The following is a 10,902-nucleotide window of genomic DNA, read 5'->3' as shown; positions in this document are numbered from 1 at the left end:
ATATCATAAAGACCATTATAAGAAGATAAAAATAGTAACTTTTTTATATTAAAACATATTTCTTAATAAATAAAATATTTTATATGTATAAAATATTTATAAAAAAGAAATATCACATTAACTAAAGCTTCAATTAAAAATATAGTCTTTATAAAAACACAGTTTTTGTATTAAAAATAGCCATGCAAGTATAATATTAATAGGCTGTCTTTCCTCCTACTTATTATAGAACACATGGCTATTTATATTTAGTTAAAATACTACTACTAGTATAGATTAACTAATACTTTTAATTTGATACTTATTCATCTGTCATACGATATCCTACTCCTACTTCAGTCAAAATATACTCTGGTTGAGCAGGATTTTTTTCAATTTTTCGTCTTATACTTGCCATAAAAACTCTAAGAGATTGGTTTTCGCTTTCATAGTAATTACCCCAAACCTTATCTATTATAAATTTATGTGTTAAAACTCTCCCTGAATACTTAGACATTAATTCAACAAGTTTATATTCAATTGGAGTTAAGTGTATCTCCTCACCATTAATAGATACAGCATGCTTTTCATAATCTATCTTTAGATTTTTAACCTCAAAGGTTGTAGGAATATCACTATTTATCTTACCTTGTTGAACTTTATTTCTAAGGGCCACACGCACTCTAGCCAAAAGTTCTGTTACACTAAAAGGTTTCGTCAAATAATCATCTGCTCCACCATCTAAAGCCTCAACTTTATCTCTCTCATGTTCTCTTGCCGAAACAACAATTATTTTATTATTTTTAGCACAAGCCCTAACTCTACCTATTACCTCAATTCCATCAATATCTGGTAAACCTAAATCTAAAATTATTAAATCTGGGTCAAGAGAATGTATAAGTGATATAGCTGTGCCTCCATTGTCAGTTTCTACACATCTATAGTTTTGAGTTTCCAGAGACACTTTTATAAATTTACAAATTGGTCTATCGTCTTCCACAATTAAAACCAACGGTTTTACTTCCATTCGTCTTTCACCTCCCCTTTATCTAAAGGTATACTAAATCTAAATGTGGCTCCTCCAGAAGGATTATTAAAAGCAATAATTTCTCCACCATGAGCTTGTACTATAGACTTACATATTTCTAAACCAAGACCAATCCCTCTTCTTTCAAGATTTCTTGCTTTATTCTTTGTATAAAATCTATTAAATATATTCTTAATATCTTCACTTGGTATTCCTTTTCCGTTGTCTGCCACTTCAAATAATACATTTTCAGCTTCTTTACTTACAGTTAATTCTATCTTAGAATTTTTAGGTGTATGTCTTATAGCATTGTCAATTAAGTTTACTAAAACTTGCTCTATCAATAATACATCCACATGAACTATTATTATTTCATCTGGTATATTGGTTTGTATCTCTCTACTATTGGCAAATTTTTTAACTCTTAATATAGATTCCGCAATTATTTCATCTACAACCTCTGGACGTTTTTCAATATCCAATTTTCCTTCATCTATTCTGGTCATACTAAGTATATTCTCAACAGAGTGAGTCAACCAACTTGTATCTTCATATATATTTTTTAGTAGCTCTACTCTAGTTTCTTTATCTATTACATCATCATTTTCAAGTATCGTTGAAGAAGAACCTAGTATACTTGTAAGTGGAGTTCTCAAATCATGAGAAATTGATCTAAGCAAGTTTCCTCTTAATCTCTCTCGTTCTGTTTCAAGATTAGCTTTTTTATTCTTTTCAAATAGATTTTCTCTATCAATTGCTAATGCAACTTGTGTTGAAACTGCTTCTAACAATATCTTTTCATTTTCCGTAATAATATCAATTTTAAAACATGCAATACCTATAACACCAAGAACATTGGATTCTTGACCTTTTATAGGAAAATAGTAAGCACTACTATTTTTACAATATTTTGTTCCAATCCCAACTGGCACACCTGTTCTAAAAGCCTCTTTTATAGCTTCCTTTTCTAATACTGAATAGAATATATTCTCACTTCCGTCATTATTACAAATATAAATACTTGGCTTACCTAGATTATTATCACTATCTGCAATAGTTACTATAACAGTTCTATTTAACATGTTTACCAAATTAGACCCACAAAATTCAATTATTTGATTTTTATTTTTTGCTTTAAGAAGTGTTTTATTATTTTCATAAAGCAACCTTATCATTTTCTCTCTTTTATGAGAAAGTCTTACTTCTTTTTTTATTCTAGAAGTTAAAGTACTTGTTATAATTGCTGCCAAAAGCATAATACAAAAGGTCATTGGATAATCTTTTCTATAAGCTATAAAAGTATATAATGGGTGTGTAAAGAAAAAATTAAATGATAGCACTCCTATTACTGAAGAAAGTATTCCAAAAAAATACCCATGTGTTATACTTGTAGCAAATAATACACCTAATATATACACTAAAATAATATTAGATTCATTAAAACCTACTTTTTTAAAAGCTACTGATATTCCAGTAGCAATTATCATAACCAATATAGTTTTTATAAAGTCCTTAATAATTATTTTCTTACTGAGATAGTCATCTTCATCATAATCATACTCTTTTAAGTCCTCATGATGTAGTCGTTCTTTTTTCATTTACTACAATTCCTCCTTATTGTTACTGTTTAAATTGACTCTAATGTATATAATACAATTTTATCATAATAAATTCAATCAATACATTTAATTAATACCTTCAAATTACTAAAAGGTGCTGTCTTAAAATGAAAATAAATCTCTATTTCAAAACAGCACCTTTATATATTTAAATCACTAATTTAATTTTTACATATTTAAATTGTTAGTTCAATTCAATCTAATAAATTATAATATCTTAATATTTGATTTTTAAAACATTCCTATCCGACAAGCATAAATATAAAGTGGGCACATACACCTGCACATAAACCACCTATTGTATGCGAAAGAATCGCTTTACCAGCTAATGGTCTTGCATCTAAAGCATCCATCATACCAATGTGTGTACTTAAATATCCACTCCAACACATACCCATTGCTGTAAATACTGCTATATCATTAGGAGTTATAGCACCTGATTTTATGAATTCTGGTACTAGAGATATTGCTGCTCCAACAGCACCTAATGCAGTTACAGGGAATGCTATTGCTTCTGGTGAAGTAAATCCAAATAATGGTTCTATTATAAAACTGATTTTGTCACCAATAGCAGGTAATAATTTTATACCTTCATATGCAGCTCCTGTGTAAACAGCTTGACCTGTAGCAGGGTCTGTAGATGGTCCAAAAGTTAATAACATAACTAATGTACAAACTACTAAAACTCCTGGTATTATAGCCATACCCATTTCAACACCTAGCTTACCACCTTCAAGTATAGCATCCAATGTTCTTTGGAATACATTACCATCTCTTATTTCTCTAAACTCTTCAATCTTTGCACTGTTTACACTTGCTTGTTTGTCATTATCACTTTTAGGGTCATAATTATAATACTTTTTAGTAAAAGTCAACATAATTCTAACACTAATAATACTACCTATTATTGCTCCAACATTACCAATTATAGCTGGTAATACATATTCTTTACCTTGAGCTATCATGAAAGTTGTTACAATAAGTCCCATACCAAAAGCTGTTCCTAAGTTACATAAAGCAGGCACTTGGTATTTTTTAAAGTATTGTGTAAATGTTTTGTCTTTAGCGAATGGTATAATAGCTGGGTTATCAGATAAATAAGTTGCCACTACTCCTGCTATACTAGCACCAGGTAACCCCCATATAGGTCTCATAAGGCCCTTAAATATCTTATTTACTAAAGATATTACTCCAAATTCTGAAAGTAATGCACTAAGTGCACCTGCAAGGACTGCCATTGCCATTATCAAAAATACTGTATCTAGTAAAAGTGCATGTGCCGTGCTCATTATTACTTTGAACATCATTCCTGCACCCATGATACTGCCTACATAGCCAAATCCTACCGCCAAAAGTACAATAAATACGAAAGTTTCCATACTTACTGCCTTGACTCTCCTCTTATCTGACAGCTTCTCCATTTTGATTTTCCCCCTTTTTAATTTAGAATTAATGTTTCTACATTAATACAAATTTGTTAATACAAAACAAGTTCTAAAACTTACATCTGTGATTCAAGTTGTCGGTTTGTTGAAATAAAAAACCGTGACTGATATTATAACAATAAGAATATCTAATTTAATAAAAGATATTCTTATTCTATTTTATGTTATTATATTATCATCCTTTGGTATAAAAGTCAATTTTTTCTATTTCTGTGGTTTAATTTTATTTATGCTCTTCTTATATTTTTCATTATCTTTTATCTTCGAAACTATTCCATACAGATTAACTCTTCTAAATACTGTAGTTATAAATACTAACCCCAATGCAATCGAACCTGCACAAGATAATGTACTTACCCCATACTCTACTGCCTTAATATAATCATTAGTTAAAACAGAATACATAGTGTTATATATTCCATAACCTGGTACTAAGATTATGAGACAACAAACACTTAAGGTTGTCGATGGAGTCATATAAATCCTAGCACATAATTCACAGTATATTGCAAAACATACTGTAGCTATAAAAAAACACAGGTTTACTGATACACCCATATTCAAACAAAACTTATACGAAAACCAAGCTATACTTCCACCTACACCTGATATTATCAAGTTTTTTCCCTTCATATTAAATAAGACTCCAAAACTTAAGGCTGTAAAAAAAGCTGCTACTACTTCTATAAACAATTTCATTTATATACCCCCTAACTTGAAGTATAATCCTAGTACCAAAAACATTCCTACTGCTATGGATACACCTACAAAAAATACTTCTGCCAACTTTGCAAGACCAGATATCAATTGACCATCTAACAAGTCTCTTAACGCATTAGTTAAAGCAAGTCCTGGAACCAAAAGCATTATTGCTCCTGCTATTAAATGGTCCATAGTCTTTATAAATCCAAGTTTTAGAATCACAATAGAACAAAAAGCTATAACAACTGCTCCTATCGCATTTACAAAAAAATCGTTTAGTGAGGACTTATTTAGGTACATAATAACAAATTTAGTCATTATTCCCACCATAAACGCAGTTATAAATTCTTTTAAATCTCCTCCAAATAATATAGAAAAAGTTGATGCTGCAATACCTGCAAAAATTATTGTTACTATATCTGAATAATAATTATCTTCACTTATCTCATCTAAAATCCTCTCACATAACTCAATATCTAAATTATTTATACTGATTGCTCTTGATAATGAGTTAACTTCATGAACTAAGTTTAGGTCTACCCTTCTTGAACTTATTCTTTTAATTGCTGAATGTAGTTTTCCATCTACAAAAACAGATGCCATTACAGCCGTTGGAGTTGCAAATACATCTACATGCTCTATACCAAAAGATTGGCATATTCTACTTATCGTTTCTTCAACTCTATAAGTTTCTCCTCCACTTTGCAACATAGCTTTACCTGCATTTGAGGAAAAGTTTAAAATTCTATCTATATCCACAAAACATATCTCCCATTCTTTTATAATATTATTCATATTTTATTACAATATATTAATTATTTAAAACTATTTTAAATAATTAATATCCAATATTTAGATTTTATGAAAAAATTTGTTTTTTATGCTTGTCAAAAATAAATTATAAAGTTATTTACACCATAAAATGGCTGAATTAATATTTCATAGACACTTTCAACCATTGATATACAACCTCTTTAAATTTTACAAGCTTATTTTTCTTTTCATTATTTTTGTTTCAATAAAAAATTCCCTCTCCACTTACTCTTCATTTTACCAATTCTTCATTAAATACTCTAAAACCTACTACAATTGACGATTTACAATAACTATAATTTTAAATCTGTACACTTTTAAATTTCTCATAACCTAATAATTAATTTATATATATTTAAGTAATTAGTTTTTATATATTTATATGAACATTAGATAAAAGTGCTACATACATTACAAAATTTATACTTATCTAATATAACAACATAATACCTTATGTAAATCCATAAAAATCCATATCTCATATAATGCAACTATTATTTTAACACCAACTACTACACAAAACAACATATTAAAAAGTAAAATACAAAATATCCACTATAAACCTTATTTTAATATTAAATATATATTATAATATATTTAATATAACTTAAATATAAAGAAAGGGGGTACTATATGTTAAGAAAAGATAAGGTTTTATTATCACTACATAAGTTATGTAATGATATAACTTTAAAAGACCTACAATCAGAGAAAACAGGATTTACTACTCTTGAAGTTGCTAACAATTCATCTCTTGATAGAAGTAATACTAGTAAAGAATTAAATAATCTATACAATGAAAAGAAAGTTGTAAAAATATCTGGTAAACCTATTTTATTTTTACATGCTGGTATTATTGAAAATTTGATTGGTCGTACCTTAAATAGCTCGGAATATTCTATAAGCAATTGTAATGAACTATTTAAATCAACTAAAAATGATTCAGAAGATGTCTTCTCAACATTACTTGGACATGATTCTAGCCTTAAATTAGCTATAGAAAAAGCTAAATCTGCCATACTTTACCCTCCAAAAGGTCTTAATACATTACTTATAGGGCCTACTGGTGTTGGAAAGAGTACCTTTGCTGAAACAATGTACAAATATGCTATAGAAAGCAAAGTATTTTCTTCTGAAAGTAAATTTGTAGTATTTAACTGTGCTGAATATGCAGAAAATGCTAACTTACTTCTTAGTAATTTATTTGGTTATGTTAAAGGTTCTTTTACTGGTGCTAATAAAGATAAATTTGGGATAGTTGCACAGGCTAATGGTGGTATATTGTTTTTGGATGAAATACACAGATTACCCCCAGAAGGTCAAGAGATGCTTTTTCTTTTGATGGATAAAGGTATATACAGACGATTAGGAGAATCTGATGTCGTACATAGAGCTACAGTCTTTATTGTGTGTGCTACAACAGAAGACATACAGTCTTCCTTACTTGGAACTTTTCTAAGAAGAATTCCTGTTACAATTAACCTACCTGCTTTACAGGATAGGTCCTTAAAAGAAAGATTATCTCTCATTAAATATTTCTTTATTGTAGAATCTAAATATACTAATGCAACTATAAGAGTTCATAAAGACGTAATTAAATCATTACTACTTTATGATTGTTTTGGTAATATAGGTCAACTTAAGTCTGATATACAACTTATGAGTGCAAGAGCATTTTTAAATTATAAGACTGAACTAAAAGACAACATAGAAATAGACTTATCTCTTGTTCCTGACTATATTTACACTGGTCTTTTAAAGTTGAATGAAAATCGTAGTAATTTAAATAAATTATCAGAACTTGATTATATGCTTTTTTATGAATTCAATGGTAACAACTTAGAGGTTGAATATACAAAAGAACTATCTAAATACAATATAGATACATCAAACGATGGATTTAGATACTCTACAGAGATTCCTTATCTAGAAAATGATATAAGGAGTATGTTTATAAATTACATGGAGAAATACTCTACAAAATTACTTTCAGTATCCTCAGTAACTCATTCTGATTATACAAGTAATGAGATTTTTAAAGTAATCAACCCAAAGATTTACTATGCTGTTGAACACTCTTTAAAAGAGGCTGAAAAAATCTCTCGAAATAAATATACAAAACAAACTTATGTTGCTCTTTCAATGCATATAAGTGCTCTTATAGAAAATATAAACCAGGATACATATAATCCTAAGTACAATCTATATAATGATAAAATTTTCTTAGAGAAAGATTTAAATATAGCTAAAATAGTTTTAAGTATAATTGAAAACGACCTACAGATATCTTTACCTAAAGATGAAGTGAAATTTATATCTATGTTTCTAAATAGTACATACCTTGAACCTAATAATCACTCTGAAAGTATTGGAGTTATAATACTTGCTCATGGAAATTCAACAGCTAGCAGTATGTGTGATGTAGCCAATTCACTACTTGGTACAAACCATTGTAATGCAATTGATATGCCTTTGGATGTGAAAGTAAGTACTATACTTGACAAAGCTATAGAATTGGTAAAAGAATGTGATGAAGGTAAGGGGGTACTCCTTTTAACAGACATGGGCTCTCTTATAGCTTTTGGAGAACTTATTTCAGAAAAAACAAAGATTAAAACACGCTCTATTGAAATGGTGTCTACTCCAATAGTTTTGGAAGCAGTAAGAAAAAGTACTCTACCAGAAATGACCTTAGATGAGTTAGCTAACTCTTTAAGTTCTTTAAATCCATATATTGGACGAGCTGCAATTGACTCATCAGAAATAAATTATCCTGAAAAATCGAGAGATTATGCTATAATAACTACTTGTATAACAGGTTATGGTTCAGCTATGAAAGTTGCAGACTTTATAAATTCTTCGCTAAAAAATATCAATAAGTACAATATTAACTTAGTTCCTCATAATATAGAGAGTTTTAAAATTTATAGGAATAAATTTAGTAATACTAAAATTTTAGCAGTTGTTGGTAGTGTAGACTTTAATGTTGCTAACACTCCATTTATACACATAGAAGAACTTCTAAATGGATATGGCCTTGATATGTTAAACAAGATAATAGAAGGTACATTCAACACCAATATTATCACTAATATAAAGGAAACAAATCTATCATATAACAGCTTAATAATAAACTTCATGTCTCAGAACTTAGAATTATTGGACTCAGTTAAATTATTCAACTATGTTAATTCATCATTATTTTCAATAATAGAATTAATAGACGAAGACCTTAAGAGTAAATTTAAACTTGGATATATACTACACTGCTCTTTTATGATAGAAAGATGTTTTAAAAATACAACTTTTCCATATAATAACATTACTGAGTTAATTGGTAAAAATTATAAATTATATGAATTAATACGAGAAGCGTTTAAAACAACTGAAGCTTACTTTAATATTTCGATACCAGATGAGGAAATTGCTTATATAATAGATATGATTAATGAATATCTAAATAAATAGAGCCTATAGTTCCTATCTTGCGCACATAATTAGTATATGAAATGGAGGATGAAATTTTGAAAAGAAAAATAAAACTTTTAGCAATACTTGCATTAATTTTTACATTTATAACACCTGGATTCTCATTTGCAGATAATCCACCAGTCCCAAATTCTTCAAGGGCAGCATTGCTTATAGACCAAGATACTAGAAGAATATTATTTGAAAAAAATAGCGACGAAAAAATGCCTCTAGCTAGCTTAAGTAAGATGATGACATTTTTACTTGCAATAGAGGCAGTAGATAAGAATCAAGTTAAAGAAACTGATATAGTAAAAATAGACAAGTCTACAGCCTCTGTTGGAGGTTCTACTTGTAAGCTTAAAGATGGCGATGAAATACCTCTAGGGGAGCTTATGCAAGGTCTTATGCTTGTTTCTGGAAATGATGCTGCTATGGCCATAGCGAAATACATTGGTAAAGATGAAAAGAATTTTGTAGATATGATGAATAAGAAAGCTGAAGAAATAGGAATGCATGATACGTATTATTTTAATCCAAATGGTCTTCCTAGATATACTGACCCAGAACGTAAAGAGCCTCCTATCGAGAACATATCAACAGCTCATGATATAGTTACTCTTGGAAAGTATATGTATGACCATTATGAAAGTCAGGTTACTAGAATAACTACTATGCAAGTTTATAATGATACTAAAAAAGATTTTACACACTACAATACAAATCCTCTACTTGTTTCAGTTCCTGGTGTTGATGGAATAAAGACAGGTTATACAGATAATGCTGGATATTGTTTTGCATTTTCTATGATGGTACCTAAAGATGCTAAAAATGAAAGAAATCATAGATTAATAGGTGTTGTACTTGGTGATGGTAATAAGAAGAATAGAATTTCTTCTTCTGCTAGCTTATTGAAGTATGGTAAAGACAATTTCCATTCTAAAAAAATAGCTCATAAGGGGGATACTATAGAAACTCCTTGTGTTGATGGTATTGATGATTTTAAGATAAAAGTTAAGGTAGATAAAGATTTATATGGTGTTGTTTCAGATAATGAGAATATCAATCCTAAGATAGTGTTTAAGAGTATGAGTTATCCTATCAATAAGGGAGATATTGTTGGTGTTGCAAAGTATTATAATGATTCTGGTAAGTTTGTTGGAAGTGTTAATGTGAGAAGTGAAAGCAATATAGGGTGTATTCCTTTGAAGGACAAGATTAAGATTAAGGTCGCTAAGATAAATAGAGAGCTTGAAGGCAGAAATTCTGTTTGTTTTAAGGCTTAGTGCTTAGATAAAAGTTAAGAGATTGAATGAAAGTTGAAAATTATGGAAAGCTCCACTGTATGGTGGGGTTTTTTGTTGTTGTGTTTTTACAAAAAAATTAAAATAGTGGCAACAATTGAGGATGTGAGGGAGAGTTGCCACTATTTTGTATAGGGTATTATATTATGTTTTTAAGCTAGTTTTACTATCTTCTATGTTTATATAATAACTCTTGTGTGTGAATTTAATAGAGAATTCATATGAATATTATGTGAAGTTTTAAAGGTATAGTTTTTAAATTTTTCATATGAATATTATTCAAAATTTGCTACTTTAGTATACCAAAAGAGCTGTAGGTAAATTTGTTTTTATACAAATCTACTTACAGCCCATTTTACATACTAGTTTTATTTATTGAAATTAAAAAGATTTACTGCTATTCTACCTAATAAAGAGGATACAGTTGTTACTGTTGTTTTAACAGGTACTGTTACCTCTATTGATTTTGTATCTGCTGTTTTTCCACTTGATGTATGCTCTACTGTAAATACTAATGTAACTTTTGTTTCTGCATCTGGTGGTAC

Annotated in this window: 7 protein-coding genes; 2 read left to right on the top strand and 5 right to left on the bottom strand. The window is 29.0% G+C overall.

Going from position 1 to position 10,902, the window contains the following annotated elements:
• Positions 1–301: 301 nt before the first annotated feature.
• The 5 genes from KGF52_RS18480 to KGF52_RS18460 form a co-directional block, all read right to left on the bottom strand.
• Entirely contained in the window at positions 302–1,006 is a 705-nt protein-coding gene (locus KGF52_RS18480; RefSeq protein ID WP_227841197.1) for a response regulator transcription factor, read from the bottom strand.
• Positions 997–2,604, bottom strand: coding sequence for an ATP-binding protein (locus tag KGF52_RS18475; protein WP_227841196.1), 1,608 nt, complete (start codon positions 2,602–2,604; stop codon positions 997–999). The genes KGF52_RS18480 and KGF52_RS18475 overlap by 10 nt, the downstream gene beginning before the upstream one ends.
• 263 nt (positions 2,605–2,867) lie before the next feature.
• Entirely contained in the window at positions 2,868–4,046 is a 1,179-nt protein-coding gene (locus KGF52_RS18470; protein ID WP_227841195.1) for a hypothetical protein, read from the bottom strand.
• A 228-nt stretch (positions 4,047–4,274) separates the two neighbouring features.
• On the bottom strand, positions 4,275–4,769 hold the full coding sequence (locus tag KGF52_RS18465) for a threonine/serine exporter family protein (protein ID WP_227841194.1): 495 nt from the start codon (positions 4,767–4,769) through the stop codon (positions 4,275–4,277).
• The gene (locus tag KGF52_RS18460) at positions 4,770–5,531 is read right to left on the bottom strand and encodes a threonine/serine exporter family protein (protein ID WP_227841193.1); all 762 of its coding nucleotides are present in this window, start codon (positions 5,529–5,531) and stop codon (positions 4,770–4,772) included.
• Positions 5,532–6,218: 687 nt separating this feature from the next.
• Here KGF52_RS18460 and KGF52_RS18455 point away from each other — a divergent pair.
• On the top strand, positions 6,219–9,053 hold the full coding sequence (locus KGF52_RS18455; RefSeq protein WP_227841192.1) for a sigma-54-dependent transcriptional regulator: 2,835 nt from the start codon (positions 6,219–6,221) through the stop codon (positions 9,051–9,053).
• 41 nt (positions 9,054–9,094) lie between these two features.
• Positions 9,095–10,339, top strand: coding sequence for a D-alanyl-D-alanine carboxypeptidase family protein (locus KGF52_RS18450; RefSeq protein ID WP_227841191.1), 1,245 nt, complete (start codon positions 9,095–9,097; stop codon positions 10,337–10,339).
• The last annotated feature ends 563 nt before the right edge of the window (positions 10,340–10,902 follow it).

The sequence above is a fragment of the Clostridioides sp. ZZV15-6597 genome, from assembly GCF_020657815.1.
In the GTDB taxonomy this organism is placed as follows: domain Bacteria; phylum Bacillota; class Clostridia; order Peptostreptococcales; family Peptostreptococcaceae; genus Clostridioides.
The sequence above is the reverse complement of the archived record's forward strand: the minus strand, read 5'-3'. Positions and strand labels throughout refer to the sequence as shown.

What these genes read in the sequence shown, in the direction of transcription:
- KGF52_RS18480 (WP_227841197.1), bottom strand. Translation starts at nt 1,006, where the DNA reads ATGGAAGTAAAACCGTTGGTTTTAATTGTGGAAGACGATAGACCAATT.
- KGF52_RS18475 (WP_227841196.1), bottom strand. Translation starts at nt 2,604, where the DNA reads ATGAAAAAAGAACGACTACATCATGAGGACTTAAAAGAGTATGATTAT.
- KGF52_RS18470 (WP_227841195.1), bottom strand. Translation starts at nt 4,046, where the DNA reads ATGGAGAAGCTGTCAGATAAGAGGAGAGTCAAGGCAGTAAGTATGGAA.
- KGF52_RS18465 (WP_227841194.1), bottom strand. Translation starts at nt 4,769, where the DNA reads ATGAAATTGTTTATAGAAGTAGTAGCAGCTTTTTTTACAGCCTTAAGT.
- KGF52_RS18455 (WP_227841192.1), top strand. Translation starts at nt 6,219, where the DNA reads ATGTTAAGAAAAGATAAGGTTTTATTATCACTACATAAGTTATGTAAT.
- KGF52_RS18450 (WP_227841191.1), top strand. Translation starts at nt 9,095, where the DNA reads ATGGAGGATGAAATTTTGAAAAGAAAAATAAAACTTTTAGCAATACTT.